This window comes from Streptomyces coeruleoprunus (assembly GCF_039542925.1).
In the GTDB taxonomy this organism is placed as follows: domain Bacteria; phylum Actinomycetota; class Actinomycetes; order Streptomycetales; family Streptomycetaceae; genus Streptomyces; species Streptomyces coeruleoprunus.
In genome coordinates this window covers 6,742,792-6,763,850 of sequence record NZ_BAABIT010000001.1, presented here as the reverse complement: position 1 = coordinate 6,763,850, position 21,059 = coordinate 6,742,792, and the positions used below count along the sequence as shown (strand labels likewise).

General features: G+C 72.9%; 16 protein-coding genes. 10 read left to right on the top strand and 6 right to left on the bottom strand.

Annotation, left to right across the window (positions count from 1 at the left end; translation table 11 throughout):
• Window positions 1–256 precede the first annotated feature (256 nt).
• From ABEB09_RS30305 to ABEB09_RS30295, 3 genes are all read right to left on the bottom strand, one after another.
• On the bottom strand, window positions 257–367 hold the full coding sequence (locus ABEB09_RS30305) for a lasso RiPP family leader peptide-containing protein (protein ID WP_345693102.1): 111 nt from the start codon (window positions 365–367) through the stop codon (window positions 257–259).
• Window positions 368–573: 206 nt separating this feature from the next.
• On the bottom strand, window positions 574–2,754 hold the full coding sequence (locus ABEB09_RS30300; protein WP_345693101.1) for an FG-GAP-like repeat-containing protein: 2,181 nt from the start codon (window positions 2,752–2,754) through the stop codon (window positions 574–576).
• Window positions 2,755–2,839: 85 nt separating this feature from the next.
• On the bottom strand, window positions 2,840–4,033 hold the full coding sequence (locus tag ABEB09_RS30295) for a DUF2637 domain-containing protein (protein ID WP_345693100.1): 1,194 nt from the start codon (window positions 4,031–4,033) through the stop codon (window positions 2,840–2,842).
• Window positions 4,034–4,383: 350 nt separating this feature from the next.
• Here ABEB09_RS30295 and kdpF point away from each other — a divergent pair, with 350 nt between their 5' ends.
• The 5 genes from kdpF (at window position 4,384) to ABEB09_RS30270 (ending at window position 11,533) form a co-directional block, all read left to right on the top strand.
• Window positions 4,384–4,473, top strand: a complete 90-nt coding sequence (gene kdpF / locus ABEB09_RS30290) for a K(+)-transporting ATPase subunit F (protein WP_345693099.1) — start codon at window positions 4,384–4,386, stop codon at window positions 4,471–4,473.
• A 9-nt stretch (window positions 4,474–4,482) separates the two neighbouring features.
• The gene (gene kdpA / locus ABEB09_RS30285; protein WP_345693098.1) at window positions 4,483–6,147 is read left to right on the top strand and encodes a potassium-transporting ATPase subunit KdpA; all 1,665 of its coding nucleotides are present in this window, start codon (window positions 4,483–4,485) and stop codon (window positions 6,145–6,147) included.
• Window positions 6,144–8,285 (top strand): potassium-transporting ATPase subunit KdpB, encoded by a 2,142-nt coding sequence (gene kdpB, locus ABEB09_RS30280; RefSeq protein WP_345693097.1) that lies wholly within the window; start codon window positions 6,144–6,146, stop codon window positions 8,283–8,285. Before kdpA ends, kdpB begins: the two co-directional genes overlap by 4 nt.
• A 12-nt stretch (window positions 8,286–8,297) precedes the next feature.
• Complete coding sequence (kdpC, locus tag ABEB09_RS30275) at window positions 8,298–8,909, top strand: potassium-transporting ATPase subunit KdpC (RefSeq protein WP_345693096.1); 612 nt, start codon at window positions 8,298–8,300, stop codon at window positions 8,907–8,909.
• Between the two features lie 80 nt (window positions 8,910–8,989).
• Complete coding sequence (locus ABEB09_RS30270) at window positions 8,990–11,533, top strand: ATP-binding protein (protein ID WP_345693095.1); 2,544 nt, start codon at window positions 8,990–8,992, stop codon at window positions 11,531–11,533.
• 49 nt (window positions 11,534–11,582) lie between these two features.
• On the opposite strand, the gene ABEB09_RS30265 is transcribed toward ABEB09_RS30270, so the two are convergent.
• Window positions 11,583–12,131, bottom strand: coding sequence for an MOSC domain-containing protein (locus ABEB09_RS30265; RefSeq protein ID WP_345693094.1), 549 nt, complete (start codon window positions 12,129–12,131; stop codon window positions 11,583–11,585).
• A gap of 165 nt (window positions 12,132–12,296) precedes the next feature.
• Here ABEB09_RS30265 and ABEB09_RS30260 point away from each other — a divergent pair, with 165 nt between their 5' ends.
• Window positions 12,297–13,742, top strand: coding sequence for a glyceraldehyde-3-phosphate dehydrogenase (locus ABEB09_RS30260; protein ID WP_345693093.1), 1,446 nt, complete (start codon window positions 12,297–12,299; stop codon window positions 13,740–13,742).
• A gap of 64 nt (window positions 13,743–13,806) precedes the next feature.
• On the opposite strand, the gene ABEB09_RS30255 is transcribed toward ABEB09_RS30260, so the two are convergent.
• Window positions 13,807–15,222 carry a PucR-like N-terminal domain-containing protein gene (locus ABEB09_RS30255; protein ID WP_345693092.1) on the bottom strand — a complete coding sequence of 472 codons (1,416 nt, stop codon included), beginning with the start codon at window positions 15,220–15,222 and terminating at the stop codon, window positions 13,807–13,809.
• A 170-nt stretch (window positions 15,223–15,392) separates the two neighbouring features.
• Here ABEB09_RS30255 and ABEB09_RS30250 point away from each other — a divergent pair, with 170 nt between their 5' ends.
• Entirely contained in the window at window positions 15,393–16,385 is a 993-nt protein-coding gene (locus tag ABEB09_RS30250; RefSeq protein WP_345693091.1) for an esterase/lipase family protein, read from the top strand.
• A 14-nt stretch (window positions 16,386–16,399) separates the two neighbouring features.
• Here ABEB09_RS30250 and ABEB09_RS30245 read toward each other — a convergent pair whose 3' ends face one another.
• Entirely contained in the window at window positions 16,400–17,977 is a 1,578-nt protein-coding gene (locus ABEB09_RS30245) for a serine protease (protein ID WP_345693090.1), read from the bottom strand.
• Window positions 17,978–18,120: 143 nt separating this feature from the next.
• Between ABEB09_RS30245 and ABEB09_RS30240 the strand changes: the two genes are divergently transcribed.
• From ABEB09_RS30240 to ABEB09_RS30230, 3 genes are all read left to right on the top strand, one after another.
• Window positions 18,121–18,801, top strand: a complete 681-nt coding sequence (locus ABEB09_RS30240) for an RNA polymerase sigma factor (protein ID WP_345693089.1) — start codon at window positions 18,121–18,123, stop codon at window positions 18,799–18,801.
• Complete coding sequence (locus tag ABEB09_RS30235; protein ID WP_345693088.1) at window positions 18,798–19,835, top strand: CU044_5270 family protein; 1,038 nt, start codon at window positions 18,798–18,800, stop codon at window positions 19,833–19,835. The genes ABEB09_RS30240 and ABEB09_RS30235 overlap by 4 nt, the downstream gene beginning before the upstream one ends.
• Window positions 19,836–20,158: 323 nt before the next feature.
• On the top strand, window positions 20,159–21,034 hold the full coding sequence (locus tag ABEB09_RS30230) for a potassium channel family protein (RefSeq protein ID WP_345693087.1): 876 nt from the start codon (window positions 20,159–20,161) through the stop codon (window positions 21,032–21,034).
• Window positions 21,035–21,059: the final 25 nt, after the last annotated feature.

Here is a 21,059-nt window from a genome sequence, read left to right as displayed (position 1 = left end):
TAACTCCCGCGGGTGGGAGGCCAGTTTCTCTCCGCGATTTCTCCCGCGATTTCCCCGGCGACGTCCGCGACTCGTCCGGCGAACGGCGCGACCGTGCAAGGAACGTCATCGACCCCGATATTCCACAGTGTCCGTTCGACCCGGCCCGCGCATCCGAAGAAATCGAGGCGATAGGCCCGGGACGGCTCCGAACGTACGAAGGACCCTCCCTGCGCAGCTGTTGACCGCGCAGGTGAAGGTCCCGTCGACGGGCTTGTCACGCGATGTTGCCGTGGTCCAGGAGGTCAGGAACGCCGCGGCGCAGCTGCCCGGTCAATTCCTCGACCCGCCCCAGACGGATCACGGTCGGAGGCGTGTACCTCAGCATGTCGTCACCTTCCTCGCAATAGGCATGTGGCAGGGTTCGACATTTCCAGACTAACACTTTGCGCGAGGCGTCAAGTGGGCCGATTTCGTTGGGTGTTCAGTTTCTCCACACCGAATTGTTGACGATGTGAACAACGACGGATTGACGACCGGTCAGTGCGGCGCGGCGCACGGGAGTACAGCGCTCGCGCCGGCACAGCGCATTCGTCAGTACAGCGCGCGGTAGTACTGCCAGCCCGTGGAGATCGTCGCCGTCGCCCCGAAGGATCCCTTCCCGTTGCCCTTGTTGCGGAGCAGCTTGCCGTTCGCGTCGCGCGACAGGAGGTCGGGCAGGCCGTCGCCGCTGATGTCGCCGACGCCGATGATGTCGGTGCGCCCGGCGCCCCAGTCCCGGAACACCAGCGCCCGGGGCTTGAACGTGCCCCTGCCGGTGCCGCCGTAGCGCCACAACTCGCCCGCGGGGTCGCGGGCCAGCAGGTCGCCGTGGCCGTCGCCGTCGAGGTCGCCCGCGCCGATGAGGCGGTAGCCCTTCCAGCCGGTGCCGACCCGGACCGCCGGGTCGAGGCCGCCGGTCGCGTTCGACCGGTAGAGGAACAAGTAGCCGGTCGTGGTCTGCCGGGCGAGCAGGTCCGGGCGGCCGTCGCCGGTCAGGTCGCCGGGTGCGGCGAAGGCGTCGAACCCGTTCCAGCCCGCGCCGATCCGCACGTGCGGGAACGAGGAGTTGGACGGGAAGTAGTAGCCCTCGCAGCGGCCGCCGGTCCGCCACAGATCGCCGTCGACGGTCCGCAGCAGCATGTCGTCGCAGCCGTCGCCGTCGATGTCCCCGAACGGGACGAACCGGGTCGCCGGGTTCCACGCCCCGCTGGCCCAGGAGCCGGTGACCGGTCCGACGCGGTGCGCGGAGAGCTTCCCGCCGGTCGTCATCGCGTAGTACTCGCCGTAGCCGTCGCCGTTGGCGTCCCGGTACGCGGACCGGCCGCCCAGCACGCGCATCGTGCCGCGGCTGACGACGCGCGGCCCGGTGCCGTCGCCGGGGTCGGCGCTCAGGGTCCAGCCGTACGGGCCGCCCGCGACGGGCCTGCCGTCGGCGGTGCGGCCGTCCCAGCCGGCCCGGATCGCGGCACCGTCCCGCTCCGTTCCGGAGACGACCCGCACCGTCCGCCCGTAGGCGTCGGAGAACGTCAGCCGCCAGGAGGCGGCGGGACGGCTCAGCCGCCAGTGGCCGGTCCAGCGGGGCGGGGGCACGGAGCCCGAGCGCAGGTGGACCGTGGCGTCGGTGCGGGCGTCGAGGGCCGTGACGGGTGAACGCGGCACGTCCACCGGCACGATCCGGATGCGGTGCTCCTCGTCGACGTACGCGACGTGGCCGCCGTACTTGTCGACGGTCCACTCGCCGATCAGCGGCCGGTCCGCGATCCGCCGCTGCGCGGTGGCCCCGCCGGCGCCCCGGTGGAAGTCCAGGAGCCGCAGTTCGGACCGGTCGGGCAGCTTCCACACGAGGAACCCGTCGCCGAGCTGCGCCGGGGCCGTGGCGGGCACCGGGATGCCGCCGGCCTCGGCGTGGTCCCACACCCCGGCGCGGGCCGCGGCGGTGCACCGCCAGTACAGCCAGCGCCCGACCGCCTGCAACTCGTCGGGCCGGCAGCCCGAGCCGAGGTCGATGTCCCGGGTCACCGCCTCGGTCCGCAGGTTGTACGCGTTGACCGTGCCCGTCCGGCTGCCCGGCTTCCACAGCGCGTCGCCCCACACCGCCGACGCGGTGATGTCCCGGGAGTGCACCAGGCCCTGCCGGTCGTCCGGCGGGCCGGCGTCGCTCCTGTCGAACGAGCCGATGAGTTGCTTGCCCTGACGGGTGTTGTTGACGACGATGTACGGCCCCGCCGCGCCGGCCACCACGTCCGGCGCCTCCCACCAGGCGAGGCTCGCCTCACTGGGCGGCACCTGCCCGCCGGACGCCTCCTGGTGGCCGAGCGGCGCGTGGTAGCCGACGCGGCCGTCGCCGAGCGCCCAGAGGCGGGAGTCGAAGTGGTCGCACAGTTCGTCGGTCTGCCCGCCGCACGGCCACCGCACCCAGAAGTTCGCCTTGGCCAGCCGCCGGGGGCCCGGCTCCACGCCGCCGAAGGCGGGCAGGTCGTATTCGTACAGGCCCCGCAGGCGCTCGGGGTCGGCCCAGCCCGTGACGGTGAGCCGGCCGCCTCCCAGGGCGATCCGCTCCGGCCACGCCGTCCTGCCGTCGCGCGTGCCGAGCGTGATGACGGCCTCGCCCTCGGCGACGGTCACGCCCGGTACCGCCGCCGCGTCCGGGACCGGTGCCAGTGCGCCCACGACGACCGCGGTGACGGCGGTCCCGATGATCGCTGTCGTACGTCTGTTGTTGCGGGTGGTCATGTCTGCCCCCTGTCGACGACCGATCGTCCCGGAGGCTACGACCGGCCAGGCGCCCGAGGGGTTGTACGGAGTGCCGGACGGGACGTCACCGGGCCGGTGCCGCAGGCGCCTGGGCGGCCGCATGCGGCTCGTCCGCCCGGTCGGGGACGGCCTCCGTCAGGTCCGGAACGGTCTGCGGCAGGTCCGGGACCGTCTCCGCCTCGGGCAGGTCCAACTCCTGGCGCAGTTCGGCCAGGAGCCGGCCCAGCCGCGCCTCCGGCAGCGGGCCGCCGGTCTCCGGGTCGGTGACGCCGTACGTCTCGGCGAGGAAGGTGGCGAAGTGGCTGGGGTAGGGGAAGGCGCCGTAGGCGGCGATGTACACCTGGCAGGCCTCCGCGTAGTCGACCTCCGGGACGCCGGCCTCCTCCGGCTCGGTGGTCATGCTGGGCGGCACCACCTGAGGCTCGGATGCGTGCGCGGCCCGGGGGGCGACCGGGGCCGGGGGCGCGACTTGGCGGCGCACCGGGGCTGCGGGCACGGCCGGTGCCGCGTCGCGCACCACTTCCGGCACCGGCTGGGGGTTCGGGGGGAGCAGGACGGGTTCGATGCCGGCGGCGGCCAGTCCGGCCGGGGCGGTTTCGGCGAGGGGTACGCCGTATTTGGCCAGGCGCAGGGGCATCAGGGATTCGACGGGTGCCTTGCGGCGCCAGGAGCGGCCGAACCGGGCCTGGAGGCGGGCCTGGTAGATGAGCCGGTCCTGTTCCAGCTTGATGACCTGCTCGTAGGAGCGCAGTTCCCACAGCTTCATGCGTCGCCAGAGCCGGAAGGTCGGTACGGGCGAGAGCAGCCAGCGGGTGAGGCGTACGCCTTCCATGTGCTTGTCGGCCGTGATGTCGGCGATGCGGCCCACGGCGTGGCGTGCCGCTTCGACGGCGACGACGAAGAGGACCGGGATGACGGCGTGCATGCCGACGCCGAGCGGGTCGGGCCAGGCCGCGGCGCCGTTGAACGCGATGGTCGCCGCGGTGAGCAGCCAGGCCGTCTGGCGCAGCACCGGGAAGGGGATGCGGATCCAGGTCAGCAGCAGGTCGAGCGCGAGCAGCACGCAGATGCCCGCGTCGATGCCGATGGGGAAGAAGTACGAGAAGGTGCCGAAACCTTTCTTCTCGGCAAGCTCCCGCACGGCCGCGTACGAACCCGCGAAACCGATACCGGCGATGACCACCGCACCGGCGATCACCACCGAGATGAGGACGCGATGCGCCCGGGTGAGTACCGGTTTTGTCCCCTGCGCGGTCACGTGCTGCCGCCCCCATCCATCAGCCTGGTCACCTGAGTGATCTTCACACTCTCATGGGCGGACACCGGCCGGCCGGGTCAGGGCCGCCCGGGGCCGCGATTGTCGATGAATGGTGATCACAATGCGGACGTCACGACCCGTGCGCGTCAAAAGCACGTCAAGGCCGCAGGGGGGCGCGTATGGAGCGCGTCAACGGGCGTCGGGTTCGCGCCACTAACGGGTTTGCTCGGGGAGTCCGTTCGAAACCGAACCACTTCTTAGGAGCACGCGATGGCCGATCTGGCCTTCGTTCTCACCACCGTCGCGGTGTTCGCGCTGGTCGCCCTCATCACCAGGGCGGTGGCGAAGCTGTGAGCGCCGAGAACATCGTCGGCCTGCTCGTGGCCGTGGCCCTGCTGGGCTATCTCGTCCTCGCCCTCGTCAAGCCGGAGAGGTTCTGAGCACCGCCCATGAGCCCCGTTCTTGCCGATGTGCTCCAGGTGTCCGCGCTCGTGGTGGCGCTCGCCCTGGTGCACCGCCCGCTCGGCGACCACATGGCCGCCGTGTTCTCGTCGGACCGGCACCTGCGCGTCGAGCGGTGGATCTACCGCGCGGTCGGCGTGAACCCGGACGCGCAGCTGCGCTGGCCCGCCTACCTGCGCGGAGTCCTCGCCTTCTCGGCCGTGTCCGTGCTCCTGCTGTACGTGCTCCAGCGCGTGCAGGACGAGCTGCCGCTGTCGCTGGGCTTCGCGCCGATCACGCCGGACCAGGCGTTCAACACGGCCACCTCCTTCGTGTCGAACACGAACTGGCAGTCGTACTCGGGTGAGTCGGCGATGAGCCACCTCACCCAGACCGGCGGCCTCGCCGTGCAGAACTTCGTGTCCGCCGCCGTCGGCCTGGCCGTCGCCATGGCCCTGGTGCGCGGCTTCGCCCGCTCCCGCACCGGTGAGCTGGGCAACTTCTGGGCGGACCTCGTGCGCGGCGTCGTCCGGATCCTGCTGCCGCTCTCCGTGGTGGCCGCGATCCTGCTGGTCGCCGCCGGCGCGATCCAGAACTTCGCCGGGATCCACGAGATCACCACGCTCACGGGCCGGAGCCAGTCGATCAGCCCCGGCGCCGTCGCCTCGCAGGAGGCCATCAAGAACCTGGGCACCAACGGGGGCGGCTACTTCAACGCCAACTCCGCCCACCCCTTCGAGAACCCCAACGGCTTCTCGAACCTGCTGGAGATCTTCCTGCTGCTCGTCGTCCCGTTCTCGCTGCCCCGCACCTTCGGCCGGATGGTCGGCTCGGTGAAGCAGGGGTACGCGATCGTGTCCGCGATGGGGCTGATCTGGTTCACCGGCGTCGTGCTGGTCACCTGGATCGAGTACGCGCACCCCGGCACGGCCGCGCAGCTCGCGGGCGGGGCGATGGAGGGCAAGGAACAGCGGTTCGGCGAAGGCGCGTCGTCGCTGTTCGCGGTGTCCACCACCATGACGTCCACAGGGTCCGTGAACTCCTTCCACGACTCGTTCAGCGGACTGTCGGGCGGTGTGCTGCTGCTCGGCATGATGCTGGGCGAGATCGCGCCCGGCGGCGTCGGCTCCGGCCTGTACGGCATGCTGGTCATGGCCGTGATCGCGGTGTTTCTCGCCGGCCTGATGGTGGGCCGCACGCCCGAGTACCTGGGCAAGAAGATCGGCACCCGTGAGATCAAGCTCGCCGCGCTGTACATCCTGGTCACCCCGGCGCTCGTCCTCGTCGGCACGGCCGTGGCCATGGCACTGCCCGACGGCGAGGCGGCCATGACCAACATCGGCGCGCACGGCTTCTCCGAGGTCCTGTACGCCTACACGTCGGCGTCCAACAACAACGGCTCCGCCTTCGCCGGATTCGGCGCGAACACGCCGTACTTCAACACGACGCTCGGCCTGTGCATGCTGCTCGGCCGGTTCGTGCCCATGGTGTTCGTCCTGGCGCTGGCCGGCTCGCTGGCCCGGCAGACACCCGTACCGGAGACCGCCGGAACGCTGCGTACCGAGAAGCCGCTGTTCACCGGCCTGCTCGTCGGCGCGATCCTGATCGTCACCGGTCTGACCTTCTTCCCCGCCCTCGCGCTGGGCCCGCTCGCCGAGGGGCTGGCGTCATGACCACCGACACGAAGAACCACGAGGACGCGATGTCCACCACCCTGTCCCCCGAGCCGCACACCGATGTGCCGACCGGCGACAAGACCGACGCGGGCCGCGTCGCACCGGGTCTGTTCGACCCCGCGCAGCTCGTGAAGTCCGTCCCGGACGCGCTGCGCAAGCTGGACCCCCGGGTGATGGCCACGTCACCGGTGATGTTCGTCGTCCTCGTCGGCTCGGTCGCCACGACGGTCCTGGCCCTGAGGAGCCCGGCGGACTGGTTCGGCTGGGCGATCACCGCCTGGCTGTGGCTCACCACGATCTTCGCGAACCTCGCGGAGGCCGTGGCCGAGGGCCGTGGCAAGGCCCAGGCCGACACCCTGCGCAGGGCGAAGACCGACACGGTCGCCCGCCGCCTCGCCGAGGACGGCTCCGGTGAGGAGCGGGTGCCCGGCACCGGGCTGCGCGTCGGCGACCTCGTCGTGTGCGAGGCCGGTGACGTCATCCCCGGAGACGGCGACGTCGTCGAGGGCGTCGCGTCGGTCGACGAGTCGGCCATCACGGGCGAGTCCGCGCCCGTGATCCGCGAGTCCGGTGGCGACCGCTCGGCGGTCACGGGCGGGACGAGGGTGCTGTCCGACCGGATCGTCGTCCGCATCACCACCAAGCCGGGCGAGACCTTCATCGACCGGATGATCGGCCTGGTCGAGGGCGCCGCACGGCAGAAGACCCCGAACGAGGTCGCCCTCAACATCCTGCTGGCGTCGCTGACGATCGTCTTCCTGCTCGCCGTCGTGACGCTCAAGCCGTTCGCGATCTACGCCGGGGCGGACGGCCAGACGTCGCTCATCGTGCTGACGGCGCTGCTGGTCTGCCTCATCCCGACCACGATCGGCGCGCTGCTGTCGGCGATCGGCATCGCCGGCATGGACCGGCTCGTCCAGCGCAATGTGCTGGCCATGTCCGGCCGGGCGGTCGAGGCGGCCGGGGACGTGTCGACGCTGCTGCTCGACAAGACCGGCACGATCACCCTCGGCAACCGCCGCGCCGCCGAGTTCGTCCCCGTGAAGGGCGTGACGGCGGCCGAGGTCGCCGACGCCGCGCAGCTGTCGTCGCTCGCCGACGAGACGCCCGAGGGCCGCTCCGTGGTGGTCCTCGCCAAGGAGCGGTACGGGCTCCGCGAGCGCCACCGGGGCGAACTCGCCCACGCGGAGTGGGTGCCGTTCACGGCGCAGACCCGGATGAGCGGTGTGGACGTCGACGGCCACAAGGTCCGCAAGGGCGCCACGGCGTCGGTGCTCGCCTGGGTGCGGGAGCGCGGCGGCGAGGTCGCACCGGACGCCGACACGGTCGCCGACCGCATCTCCGAGGCCGGCGGCACGCCGCTGCTCGTGGCCGTCGAGGACGCCGAGGGCGCCCGCGTCCTCGGGGTGATCCACCTGAAGGACGTCGTGAAGGACGGCATGCGGGAGCGGTTCGAGGAGCTGCGCCGCATGGGCATCAGGACCGTCATGATCACGGGTGACAACCCGCTGACGGCGAAGGCCATCGCGGAGGAGGCGGGTGTCGACGACTTCCTCGCGGAGGCCACACCCGAGGACAAGATGGCGCTCATCAAGCGCGAGCAGGCGGGCGGCAAGCTCGTCGCGATGACCGGCGACGGCACGAACGACGCCCCGGCGCTGGCCCAGGCCGACGTGGGCGTGGCCATGAACACCGGCACCTCCGCCGCGAAGGAGGCCGGGAACATGGTCGACCTCGACTCCGACCCGACCAAGCTGATCGAGATCGTCGAGATCGGCAAACAGCTGCTCATCACGCGGGGCGCCCTGACGACCTTCTCCCTCGCCAACGACGTGGCGAAGTACTTCGCGATCATCCCCGCGATGTTCGCGGTCGCCCATCCCGGCCTGGACAAGCTCAACATCATGGGCCTGTCGTCGCCCGAGTCGGCGATCCTCTCCGCCGTCGTCTTCAACGCGCTGGTCATCGTCGCGCTCGTGCCGCTCGCGCTGAAGGGTGTCCGCTACCGGCCCACCAGCGCCGACCGGATGCTCCGCCGCAACCTCGCGGTCTACGGCCTGGGCGGCCTCGTCGCCCCGTTCGTCGGCATCAAGGTCATCGACCTGCTCCTCTCCCTCGTCCCCGGAATCGGCTAGGACCCGGCCACCATGAAGAACTCCGTATCCCACGCCGCCCGGCTGTCCTGGGCCGCCCTGCGCATGCTGCTGGTCATGACCGTCGTGACGGGCGTCCTCTACCCGCTCGCGGTCACCGGCGTCGCCCAGGCCCTGTTCCCGGAGAAGGCCAACGGCTCCCTGGTCACGGCGGACGGCCGGGAGGTCGGCTCGGCACTGATCGGACAGAGCTGGAACGTCCGGGGCACCGACCGGCCCGACCCCGCGTGGTTCCAGCCGCGCCCCTCCCACAGCGGCTACGACCCGCTCGCCACCGGCTCCGGCCAGCTCGGCGCCTCGGACCCGACCCTCACCAGGACGGTCGCGGCGACGAGGAAGGCGGTCGCCGCCTTCAACGGGGTGCCCGAGTCCGAGGTTCCCAAGGACGCCGTCACCGGCTCCGCCTCGGCCATCGACCCGCACATCTCGCCCGCGTACGCGCGGATCCAGATCAAGCGCGTCGCCGAGCACAACGGCCTGTCCGAGGCCGCCGTCCGGAAGCTGGCCGAGGACCACACCGAGGGCCGCACGGCCGGCTTCCTCGGCGAGCCGCACGTCAACGTCCTCGCGCTCAATCTGGCGCTCAGGGACCTGGCCGCCCGCTGACGGCCGGGCCGCGGCCCGCACACTGGAGGGCGACGCACGACGGACGGACGACGACGGACGACAGGAGACCGGGACCGGACATGGGACGCGGCAAGCTTCGGATCTACCTCGGCGCGGCGCCCGGCGTCGGCAAGACCTACGCGATGCTCTCGGAGGCGCACCGCCGGGTGGAGCGGGGCACGGACTGTGTCGTCGCCTTCGTGGAGCACCACGACCGGCCCCGTACGGAGGTGATGCTGCACGGCCTGGAGCAGGTGCCGCGCCGGGAGATCGCCCACCGGGGCGCGGCGTTCACCGAGATGGACGTGGACGCCGTGCTGGCCCGGCGCCCGGCGGTCGCCCTGGTGGACGAGCTGGCGCACACGAACGTCCCGGGCTCGCGCAACGCCAAGCGCTGGCAGGACGTCGAGGAACTGCTCGCGGCCGGGATCGACGTCATATCGACGGTGAACATCCAGCACCTGGAGTCCCTCGGCGACGTCGTGGAGTCGATCACCGGCATCCGGCAGCAGGAGACCGTGCCGGACGAGATGGTCCGCCGCGCCGACCAGATCGAGCTGGTCGACATGTCGCCGCAGGCGCTGCGCCGCCGGATGGCGCACGGCAACATCTACAAACCGGAGAAGATCGACGCGGCCCTCTCCCACTACTTCCGCCCCGGCAATCTGACCGCGCTGCGGGAGATGGCGCTGCTGTGGGTCGCGGACCGGGTCGACGCGTACCTGAAGCAGTACCGCACCGACCACCAGGTCTCCGCCATCTGGGGTTCGCGCGAGCGGATCGTCGTCGGGCTGACCGGCGGCCCCGAGGGGCGCACCCTCATCCGGCGGGCGGCACGGCTCGCGGAGAAGGGCGCGGGCGGCGAGGTCCTGGCGGTCTACATCGCCCGCAGCGACGGCCTGACGTCCGCGTCGCCCAAGGAACTCGCGGTCCAGCGGACGCTGGTCGAGGACCTGGGTGGAACGTTCCACCATGTGATCGGCGACGACGTCCCCAGCGCCCTGCTGGAGTTCGCGCGCGGGGTCAACGCCACGCAGATCGTGCTGGGCGCCAGCCGCCGCAAGGCGTGGCAGTACGTGTTCGGGCCGGGCGTCAGCGGGACCGTCGCCCGCGAGTCCGGGCCCGACCTGGACGTGCACATCGTGACCCACGACGCGGTCGGCCGGGGCCGCGGCCTGCCGTCCTCGCGGGGCGCCCGGCTCGGCCGCCCCCGTACGGTCGCGGGCTGGGTCGTCGGGGTGGGCGGGCCGCTGCTGCTGACGTGGCTGCTGACGACGGTGGGCGGCGGGCCGGGGCTGGCCAGCGAGATGCTGCTGTTCCTGGGCCTGACGGTCGGTGCGGCGCTGCTGGGCGGGATGCTGCCGGCGCTGGCGTCGGCGACCGCCGGGTCGCTGTTGCTGAACTGGTTCTTCGCCCAGCCCGTCCACACCTGGACGATCGCCGATCCCGAGAACATCGTCGCCATCTGCGTGTTCTTCGCGGTCGCCGTGTCCGTGGCGTCCGTCGTCGGTCACGCCGCGCGCCGCACCCAGCAGGCCGCCCGGTTGCGGGCCGAGTCCGAGACGCTGTCGCTGCTGGCGGGCAGTGTCCTGCGGGGCGAGACCACGCTCGACGCCCTGCTGGAGCGGGTGCGCGAGACGTTCGCGATGGATTCGGTGGTGCTGCTGGAGCGGCGCAGCGACGTCGACCCGTGGACGCGGGCGGGCGGCGTCGGGCCCGGGGCGTGTCCGGCGCGGCCCGAGGACGCGGACGTCGACATGCCGATCGGCGACCACTTGGCGCTCGCCCTGACCGGGCGGGTCCTGCCGGCCGAGGACCGCCGTGTCCTGGCCGCGTTCGCCGCGCAGGCCGCGGTGGTCCTGGACCGGCAGCGGCTGGTCGGCCAGGCGCGGGAGGCCCGTAAGCTCGCCGAGGGCAACAAGATCCGTACGGCGCTGCTCGCGGCCGTCTCGCACGACCTGCGGACGCCGCTGGCCGCGATCAAGGCCGCCGTGACGTCACTGCGCTCCGACGACGTCGAGTGGTCGGATGAGGACCGGGCGGAGCTCCTGGAGGCCATCGAGGAGGGCGCCGACCGGCTCGACCACCTGGTGGGCAACCTGCTCGACATGTCCCGCCTCCAGACGGGCACGGTGACGCCGCTGCTGCGCGTGACGGACCTCGACGAGGTGGTGCCGATGGCGCTGGGGGGCGTACCGGAGGGCAGTGTGGAGCTGGACATCCCCGAGACGCTGCCCATGGTGCACGTCGACCGGGGGCTGCTGGAGCGGGCGGTCGCCAACGTGGTCGAGAACGCCGTCAAGTACAGCCCGCCCGGCACGCCCGTGCTCGTCGCGGCGAGCACGCTGGGCGACCGGGTCGAGCTGCGGGTCGTGGACCGGGGGCCCGGCATCCCCGACGAGGCGAAGGAGTCGGTGTTCGCGCCCTTCCAGCGCCACGGCGACGCCCCCCGCGGCGCCGGTGTGGGCCTCGGCCTGGCGGTCGCCCGCGGCTTCGCCGAGGCGATCGGCGGCACGCTGACCGCCGAGGACACCCCGGGCGGCGGCCTCACCATGGTCCTGGCCCTGCCGAAGGCGGCCGGGCGCCCGCCCGTACGACCGGAGCTGCCGGCGACGGCGATGTGACGGCACCCGGTGGCGCCGCCGACCTGACGGCCCCTGGTGGAGAGGGCCGTCAGACGCGGTCCAGCGGGCGGTGCGGACCCTCCGGGAGTTCCACCTCGATCGCGTCGCCGGGACGCACGAGGCCGCCCTCGCGGACGATGCCCATGATCCCGGCCTTGCGCACGATCCCGCCGTCCTCGTCGCGGCCGACGACCTGCTTGAGCAGCCCGTCCTGGAAGGCGTCGATCTGCACGCAGGGGTTGCGCAGGCCGGTCACCTCCACCACGGCGTCGTCGCCGATGCGCAGCAGCGCGCCGACGGGCAGGCCGAGCAGGTCGATGCCGCGCGTGGTGATGTTCTCGCCGAGCTGGCCGGGCGCCACCGTGAACCCCGCGGCGGCGACCTCGGCGAAGAGTTCCTCGTGGATGAGGTGCACCTGGCGCAGGTTGGGCTGGGTGGGGTCCTGGGCGATGCGCGAGCGGTGCTTGACCGTCACGCCGGCGTGGACGTCGCCCTGGACACCCAGTCCGGCGAGCAGGGTGACGCTGTCCCGGTTCGGCTTGGTGAACGTGTACTCACCGTTGCTGCTGACTGCGCTGACGGTCCCGTTCGTGCTCATGAGTCCCCCTCTGCGGTGGCGATGATCATCAGGAGCCTAACCCCGGTCCGGGGCCCGTACGAGGGGTGGGGGCGGACCGCCGTCGCGCTCTGGCGGGCACCCCTTGAATGATCGAACTGGCGTGGGGTTAGCATATGAGCGCCGCCTAGCTCGAAAGATAAACCTGTGACTGTCAACGACGACTCGTTCACCAACTGGAAAACCCGCGAGGAGATCGCGGAGTCGATGATCCCGATCATCGGGAAGCTGCACCGCGAGCGGGACGTGACGATCCTGCTGCACAGCCGCTCCCTGGTGAACAAGTCGGTGGTCAGCATCCTCAAGACCCACCGATTCGCCCGGCAGATCGCCGGCGAGGAACTCTCGGTCACCGAGACGATGCCGTTCCTCCAGGCTCTGACGACGCTCGATCTCGGCCCCTCCCAGATCGACATCGGCATGCTCGCCGCGACGTACAAGACCGACGACCGGGGCCTCTCGGTCCAGGAGTTCACGGCCGGGGCCGTCGCCGGTGCCACGGGGGCGAACAAGGTCGAGCGCTCCGCGCCGCGCGACGTCGTCCTCTACGGCTTCGGCCGCATCGGCCGGCTCGTCGCCCGCCTGCTGATCGAGAAGGCCGGCTCCGGCAACGGCCTGCGCCTGCGTGCCATCGTCGTGCGCGGCGGTGGCGAGCAGGACCTGGTGAAGCGCGCCTCGCTGCTGCGCCGTGACTCCATCCACGGCCAGTTCCAGGGCACCATCACGGTCGACGAGGCCAACGGCACGATCGTCGCCAACGGCAACACGATCAAGGTGATCTACGCCAACGACCCGTCCGAGGTCGACTACACGGCGTACGGCATCAACGACGCCATCCTCATCGACAACACCGGCAAGTGGCGCGACCGCGAGGGCCTGTCGAAGCACCTGCGCCCCGGCATCGACAAGGTCGTGCTGACCGCGCCCGGCAAGGGCGACGTGCCCAACATCGTGCACGGCGTCAACCACGACACGATCAAGCCGGACGAGCGCGTCCTGTCCTGCGCGTCCTGCACCACGAACGCGATCGTGCCGCCGCTGAAGGCGATGGACGACGAGTTCGGCGTGCTGCGCGGTCACGTGGAGACCGTCCACTCGTTCACGAACGACCAGAACCTGCTGGACAATTACCACAAGGCGGACCGCCGCGGTCGTTCCGCGCCGCTGAACATGGTCATCACGGAGACGGGTGCCGCCTCCGCCGTGGCCAAGGCGCTGCCCGAGCTGAAGGCGCCGATCACCGGCAGCTCGATCCGCGTCCCCGTCCCGGACGTCTCGATCGCGATCCTGAGCCTGCGCCTGGGCCGCGAGACCACCCGCGAGGAGGTCCTCGAGTACCTCCGCGACGTCTCGCTGCACTCGCCACTGAAGCGCCAGATCGACTTCACGACGGCCCCCGACGCCGTCTCGATGGACTTCGTCGGCTCGCGCCACGCCTCCATCGTGGACGCCGGCGCCACCAAGGTCGACGGCGACAACGCGATCCTCTACCTCTGGTACGACAACGAGTTCGGCTACTCGTGCCAGGTCATCCGGGTCGTCCAGCACGTCTCCGGGGTGGAGTACCCGACCTACCCGGCCCCGGCGGTCTGATCCGACCGGACCGAACGGTTCCGCCGCCCCGCCTGCCGCCGACGGCCGCAGGCGGGGCGCGCCCTTATACGGCCCTCTTCCGTACCGCCCTGTTCGCCACGGCCGCTCCGTCACGGGACGGCCCCGGCGCGGAGCTCCCCTCCCGCAACGCCAGGGTCCGCAGGGCCAGCAGCGCCTCGAAGCGGAACGCCGGGTCGCCGAGCCGAGCCCCGAACAGCTCCTCCAGCCGCCGCAGTCGCTTCCGTGCTGTCTGCGGGTGGATCCCCAGGGTCCGCGCCACCTCCGGAGCCGTACGGCCCCATGACATCAGCAGCGCGTCCAGCGTCTCCGCCAGCCGCGCCGCCCGCCCCGCCGGCAGGTCCCGGAGGGCCCCGAGCGTACGGTCGCCGAGCAGCCGCCCGATGTGGATCCCCTGCCGCAGGTGCGCCTCCACCAGCGCGTCACCGGCCCTGACGAACTCTCCGGACCCGTCTCCCGTTTCCTGGTTCATGGCCGGATTCCGGCCCGCGAGCACCAGCCGCGCGCAGTGGAGCGACACCCACGCGTCGCGCGGCGGCACCGTGGGGCCGAGCACCGCCGTACGCCCCCGCACGGCCGCCCGCAGCGACTCCACCAGTCCCTCGCTCTCCGGGTCCGGTACGACGAGCACCAGATCGGCTCCCCGCGGCAGCGCGAGGAACCGGACGTCCCGCCCGAGCGCGCGCAGCCGCCCGCCCGCGCCCCGGTGCACGAGCAGGCAGGCGACCGCCGACGGCAGCGGCCAGCCGGCCTGCGCGGCAAGGGCCTCCACCGCCTCCCGCCGCACCGCGCGCCGCTGGTCCACCAGGCATTCGGCGAGCGCCCGGCGGCTGCGTTCCAGGCCGCCCTCCGCCGCCGCCCGCGCCGCGGCGAAGCCCTTCACCGACTCGTTGGACAGGGCGTCGATATGGGTCAGCACCGCCTCGTGCAGCGGCACCACCACCTCCGGCGGCAGCGCGGCGGAGTGCGCGATCTCCGCGTAGCGCCGTCCGCCGATGCGCGCACCCACGCGGAACGCCGCCTGGAGGGAGTCGGTGGTGCGGCCGTTGAGGAACTCCAGGCGGCCCAGCCGGCGGAAGTGGTGCACGTGGTGGTCCTGCGGGCTGTGCGGGTCCTCGGTCAGCTCCACGAACTGGCCGACGGCCCGCCGTACCGCCGCCGTCAGGTCCCGGCCCAGCGCGGAGTCGAGCGGCCGGCGGTAGGTGAGCACCTCCTCCCGGATGACGTCGACCATGTCCGCGGCGATCTCGTCGATACGGGGCCGCAACACGACCGCGAGCGCCGGGGGCAGCTCGTGCCAGGGTCCGCGGGCCAGCACGGGGTCACGCGCCGGCATGGCGGCGGTCCGCATGGCGGCGGTCTGCGTCGAGGCGGCCGGCAGCGCGGCCGTCGGTGTCGGGGCGGTGTCTTTCTGCACGCCCGCCAGCTTGCCCCGGCCGGTCACCGGGTTGCGCCGCCGCACCCCAGAAGTGTCATGCAGATGACACCTTTCCCCGGGTCGTCGCGGCAGCGCTGGTGAGGCGCGGACCCCGGCGACCACCGTGGTGCCCGAAGCCAAGCTACCAATCGGTAACTCCCGTACGCCGCCCGGCGGCACGCGCTGGAGGAGCCCATGACGAAGGGGAACCGGTCATGCTCAGCAACGGGACGACGACGGCGGCGCACGGGCGGCGCGGCCGCGGACACGCGAGGCACCGGCGCCGGCTGGCCGCCGCCGCCACGGGCCTGGCGGCGGCGCTCGGCCTGGGCCTCTCCTCCCTGACCGCCGACCGCGCGTCCGCGTCACCGGAGACGGCCGCGGCCGGCACCACCGAGCAGACGGGGCCCGTGCAGACCGACTTCGTGTCCGCGTTCCGGTACTCGCTGACGCATCCGACCGCCGTCCCCGCCGGCGCCAACGACTGGTCCTGCCGTCCCGGCGCGGCACATCCCCACCCGGTCGTCCTCGTGCACGGCACGTTCGAGAACCGCTATGCCAACTGGGCCGGGCTCGCGCCGCGCCTGAAGGAGGCGGGGTACTGCGTCTACGCGCTCAACCACGGTGGCGCGGAAGGCGCCCCGCTGCAGGGCACCGGCGACATCGTCGCCTCCGCCGGGCAGCTCGCCTCCTTCGTCGACCGCGTGCGCGCCGCGACCGGGGCCGCCGAGGTGGACCTGGTCGGCCACTCCCAGGGCGGCTTGATGCCGCGCTACTACATCGACCGGCTGGGCGGCGCGGCGAAGGTGCACCGGCTGGTCTCCCTGACCTCGCCCCACCACGGCACCACCCTCCAGGGCATGGGCCTCCTCGCGCGTGCCGTCCCCGGCGCCGACGACCTGTTCGGCGCCTCCTGCCGCGCCTGCGAGCAGCAGATCGTCGCCTCGGACTTCCTGCGCGACCTCAACTCCGGCGAAATGGCCCACCCGGCCGTCGACCACACGGTCGTCACCACGGTCCACGACCAGGTGGTCACCCCCTTCACCTCGTCGTACCTGCCTCCGTCGGCACACGTCACCAACCACACCGTGCAGACCTACTGCCTGACGAACCGCAGCGACCACACGACCATCAGCTACGACCCGGTGGCCGCCCGGCTGGTGCTCAACGCCCTCGACCCGGCCCACGCCCGCCGCCCCGGCTGCTGACGCCCGGCGCGCGCTCACCGCGTGTGGTAGGCGTCGACGACGGTCTGCGTGAGCGTGTTCCCGGCGACGTCCGTGAGGTCGGCACGCAGGGAAACGCCGGTTCCCGCACGCGGGTTGCGGATCGTGACGGCACCGCGCTCGACCGGGAGCCGGGTCCACGAGACGCCGCCGTCCGTCGACACGGAGACCGACAGCGCGTGCGTGCGGCCGTCCGCGGCGGCGCCGCGCACGGTCACGGGGACGCGGAACACCGTGTCGGCGACGGCGGTGCCGGTCGGCCCGAGCGGGGGCGAGAACCGTACGACGCTCACCGGCACCGGCGTCGGACCGGTCGTCGTGGCCGACGTGAAGGTCCACGACGCGGTCACACGCGTCGCCGTGCCGGGCGCGCCCTGCCGGGTCACAGTGCTGGTGAGCCGGTACGCCGCGCGTCCGGGCGGCACGGCGAACTCGGCGTGCCCGGGCATGCCGGACCGCGTCGCGACGCGCACGCCGTCGCGGTACAGGGTCGTCGAGGCCGTGTCGTACGGCGGGGACGACGGCACGTGGCCGTCGCCGTCGGCGAGCAGCGGGACGTCGACGGTGAGGGTGTCGCCGTCCCGTACGACGCCGTGGCGAGCGGTCAGTTCGGGGCCGAAGACGGCGTTGTCGAAGGTGTGCGTGGTCGTGCCGCCCGCCCGTACGGCGACGCCGTCGGCCGTGTAGCGGTTGTCCGCCGCGCCGGGTGCTCCCGGGACCGTGAAGGTGAGGTCCCAGGTGCCGCGGCCGGGTGTCACGAGGTAGGTCGCGGCGCCGGGGGTCGCCAGGGTACGGGAGACACCGACGGTGGGTCCGGCGCTCGGCTGGAGGTCGACGGACGCGGTCCCCGTGGTGCCCGGGCGGGCGGCGCCGCGGATCCGCACCGTGGCCAGGTCCTGCGGGGAGGGCCGCCGGGTCAGTCCGGTGAGGGCGCGGGTGCCGGTGAAGGTGTAGCCGAGCGCGTAGCCGGTGGTCGCGGTGGTCCAGTACGCGTCGTACCACTGGCGCACCGAGCCCGGTTCGGCGTCGGGGCCCAGGTGGGCGACGCGGAGGTGCGGCGTGGACGTGATCAGGTTGGCGAGGCGGACGGCGTCGCCGTGCGTGACCTCCACGAACATCCCGGCGTGCAGGAAGTCGGCGGAGGAGGCGGGCGGGCGCACGTCGACGGGGGCGGTGGTGCGCGCGTCGACGGTGACGGTGGTGTCGCGGTCGAGGTCGAGGCGCGGCTGGACGATCCAGTCCGTACCGCCGTCGCCGCCACCGGCGGTCAGTGAACTCTCCAGCATGTAGCGGCCTTCGGGCAGCCGGACGGTGACGGTGCCGGAGGCGTCGTGCGGCTGCGCGACCTGGTCGGCTCCCGGCCCGGAGACACCGGTGACGGTGGTGCGGTAGGCGTCCGTCGGCCGGCCGGTGCGGTCGAGGTGCCTGATCGTGAGGAGGTACGTCCCCGGCTCCGGATCCAGGGGCGCGGCGGAGGCGGTGGCGTCCGGCCCGGGCGTCATGCCGCCGGCCACGGCGACGGCGAGGGTCAGGGTCCGCAGGATGTTCCTGCGGGATACGGAAGCAGTGTTCATGCCCTGCACTGCACCGCGAGCCGCGGGCGTTCCCGTGAGACAGGTCACACCCCGTCAAGTCGCGGGCCCGGCCCGGGGCGTGTGTGGCGCGCGTCACCGGAACCGGCGCAACGGAAGCGGCAGTACGGAGTGTGGAATCACTCATGAGGAATCGCCTGCGCAGCGGCGACCGGGACGCCCTGGGAGAGCTGTACGACGAGCACGCCCGGGTGGTGTACCGCTATGCCCTGCGCGTGACGGGCGACTGGGCGGAGGCCGAGGACGTCGTGTCGGCGACCTTCCTGGAGGCCTGGCGCAGCCGGGAGAGGCTGCGCCCGGAAGGGGACGGACTGCGCCCGTGGCTGCTGGGCATCGCCACCAACGTCATGCGCCGCACCGCGCGCGCCCGCCGTCGCCGCGATGTCGCGCTCGCCCGCCTCCCCGAACGCGGCTCGGTCCCCGACTTCGTCGACGACCTCGTCGCGCACCTCGCGGACGCCGAACAGCTGCGCGTGGCGCACCGGGCGCTCGCCCGGCTGCGCCGCCGCGACCAGGAGGTCTTCACCCTGGTGGTGTGGGCCGGCCTGGACTACGCGGCCGCCGCCGAGGCCCTGGGCGTGCCGGTCGGCACCGTCCGGTCGCGCCTGTCCCGTGCCCGTACCCGCCTGCGCGCGCTCGCCGACGCCGAATCCCGCGCCGAGCGCTCGAGGACGGGCCGCGCACGGGCCGTACCTCCGCCCGCGCACCGCGCCGCGAGCCCCGCACACTTCGCCGCCGCCGACGCGTCGGCACCGGGCCGCTTCACCGCGGTCCGGTCCTCGTCGCCCCAGGAGGACCAAGGATGAACATCACCCCGCGGCGCCGTACGCTCCGCGACGAGGAGGCCGAACGCCCCGGCCTCACCGGCCTGCTGCCCCCGCCGCCCGTTCCCGACCTGCCCCCCGACCGTGCGCGGCGGCTGAAGGAGGCCCTGCTGCGGGAGGCCGCCGCCGCGGAGCCGCCGCGAACTCGCGTGCCCCGGGCCGTACGCCCGCGCCTGATCCGGTACATGGCACCGGCGGTGGCCTGCGCTCTGGCGATCGGCGGAGCCGTGGCCGTGGACCTGCGGGACGCCCCCGGGCCCACGACCCCCGTCGAGGGCGGCGCTCCCGAGGCGACCCGGCTCCTGAACCGGATCGCTCTCGCGGCCGCGAAGGACCCCCGACCGGCCGTCCGCTCCGAACAGTTCGTCTACATCGAGAGCAGGGTCGCGTACGGGGCGCAGAGCGCCGCGGGCGGACCCGTCACCATGGCTGCCGTCCACACGCGGCAGGTGTGGCTCTCGGTCGACGGCAGCCGCCCCGGCCTGCTCCGCGAGGGGGGAGCGCCCGACATGCCGCTGAGCGTCCCCGACTCCGGGGGCGGGTCCCTCGCCTACCCGACGCACCGGTACGTCGCGTCACTGCCGACGGACCCCGACGCCCTGCTGCGGCTGATCCGGTCGGAGACGCGCGGCGACGCCGGCCGCACCCCGTCCCCCGACGCGGACCAGCGCGCGTTCACGGCGATCGGCGACCTGGTGGCGGAGACCTGGGCGCCCCCGCGGGTCTGCGCCGCGCTGTACAAGGCCGCCGCGCGGATCCCCGGGGTCACCGTGATCCCCGCGGCCACCGACGCCGCGGGCCGCGAGGGCGTCGCCGTCGCCCGTACGGCCCATGGGCGGCAGACGCAGTGGATCTTCGACCGGACGACCTACGCGTTCCTCGGGGAACGTACGGTCCTCACCGAAACCGGCGAGGCGGGCCCGGCCGGAACGGTGGTCGGCATCTCCGCGGTCCTCACCAAGGCGGCGGTCGACGGCGCGGGCGACAAGCCGTCCACGGCCTCCACCAAGGGCTGAGCAGCGCGGGCGCTCATCGCAAGAAGGGAGGCGGGCGGCACCCCGGCCCGGGGGCGCCGCCCGTCGTCAGGGTGTGCTCGCCCCGGTCGCTCGCCGCCTCGTCCGCCCGGTCGTTCGCCGCCCGCTGGGCATCCCTCGGGCGTGTCCCCCACATACATCCCTCCCCGACACCGCGTGCGCGCCTTCGACACGCCCGGCCGAACCTCGTGGGGCGCCGCGAGACCGTCGTGACTCCCTAGGCTGGTGCCCGGCGGCCGTGGTCGATGGCGCACGACGACGGCGGTCCGACCCTCCCCTCGTACGGCGACGCCGGAGGACGAGCAGTGGCGAAGTGGCTGATGACGCTGGGCGGTGCCGCACTGGCGATGCTGGCGCTCCGGGACGTCTTCCACACGCTGTGGCACCCCACCCGCCACGGAGGACTGAGCCGGCGTGTCATGACCGTCGCATGGGTCCTCTCGGCGCGCTTCGGCCGGCGGCGGGCGGTCGGACTGGCGGGCCCCATCGGCATGGTCGTCGTCGTGGCCCTGTGGGCGGCCACCGTCATCACCGGCTGGGCACTGCTGTACTGGCCCCACATGCCGGACGCGTTCTCGTTCGCCGCGGGGCTCGAACCGGAGCGGCATACGGGGTTCCTGGACGCCCTCTACATCTCGATCGTCACCATGGCCACGCTGGGTCTCGGTGACATCGCGCCGGCGGAGGGCTGGTTGCGGATCATCGGGCCGCTGGAGTCGGTGGTGGGGTTCGCCCTGCTGACGGCCACGGTGAGCTGGGTCCTGGGCATCTACCCCGCGCTGGCCCGCCGCCGGACCGTCGCCCTGCGCATCGCCCAGCTCCGCCGGGCCGGGCTGCACGACCAGCGGCCGCCCACCCCCGGAGCGTGCGCCGCGCTGCAGGGCCTCGCCGCCGATCTTGCGCACGTCTGCGTGGACTTCCGGCAGTACGCCGAGTCCTACTACTTCCACGACGGCGACGAGAACACCTCACTCGCCGCGAACATCGTGTACATCGCGTCCGTCGCCGACCGCATCCCGCCCGACGCCGACGCGGACACGGTGCTGGCCAGGGACCTCCTGCGGGCGTCCCTGCGCGATCTGGCGGTCACCCTCGACGAGCGCTTCCTCCACACCGGCGGCACCACTCGGCACGTACTCGCCCGGTACGCCGAAGACCACTGGGGCACCACGAAGAGCTGACCCGGCACAGCCGGCCGGGAAGCCC

Bases quoted from the DNA above. Each gene is read 5' to 3' on its own strand.
- ABEB09_RS30305 (WP_345693102.1), bottom strand. From the start codon at position 367: ATGCTGAGGTACACGCCTCCGACCGTGATCCGTCTGGGGCGGGTCGAG.
- ABEB09_RS30300 (WP_345693101.1), bottom strand. From the start codon at position 2,754: ATGACCACCCGCAACAACAGACGTACGACAGCGATCATCGGGACCGCC.
- kdpA (WP_345693098.1), top strand. From the start codon at position 4,483: ATGAGCCCCGTTCTTGCCGATGTGCTCCAGGTGTCCGCGCTCGTGGTG.
- kdpB (WP_345693097.1), top strand. From the start codon at position 6,144: ATGACCACCGACACGAAGAACCACGAGGACGCGATGTCCACCACCCTG.
- kdpC (WP_345693096.1), top strand. From the start codon at position 8,298: ATGAAGAACTCCGTATCCCACGCCGCCCGGCTGTCCTGGGCCGCCCTG.
- ABEB09_RS30270 (WP_345693095.1), top strand. From the start codon at position 8,990: ATGGGACGCGGCAAGCTTCGGATCTACCTCGGCGCGGCGCCCGGCGTC.
- ABEB09_RS30265 (WP_345693094.1), bottom strand. From the start codon at position 12,131: ATGAGCACGAACGGGACCGTCAGCGCAGTCAGCAGCAACGGTGAGTAC.
- ABEB09_RS30250 (WP_345693091.1), top strand. From the start codon at position 15,393: ATGCTCAGCAACGGGACGACGACGGCGGCGCACGGGCGGCGCGGCCGC.
- ABEB09_RS30245 (WP_345693090.1), bottom strand. From the start codon at position 17,977: ATGAACACTGCTTCCGTATCCCGCAGGAACATCCTGCGGACCCTGACC.
- ABEB09_RS30240 (WP_345693089.1), top strand. From the start codon at position 18,121: ATGAGGAATCGCCTGCGCAGCGGCGACCGGGACGCCCTGGGAGAGCTG.
- ABEB09_RS30235 (WP_345693088.1), top strand. From the start codon at position 18,798: ATGAACATCACCCCGCGGCGCCGTACGCTCCGCGACGAGGAGGCCGAA.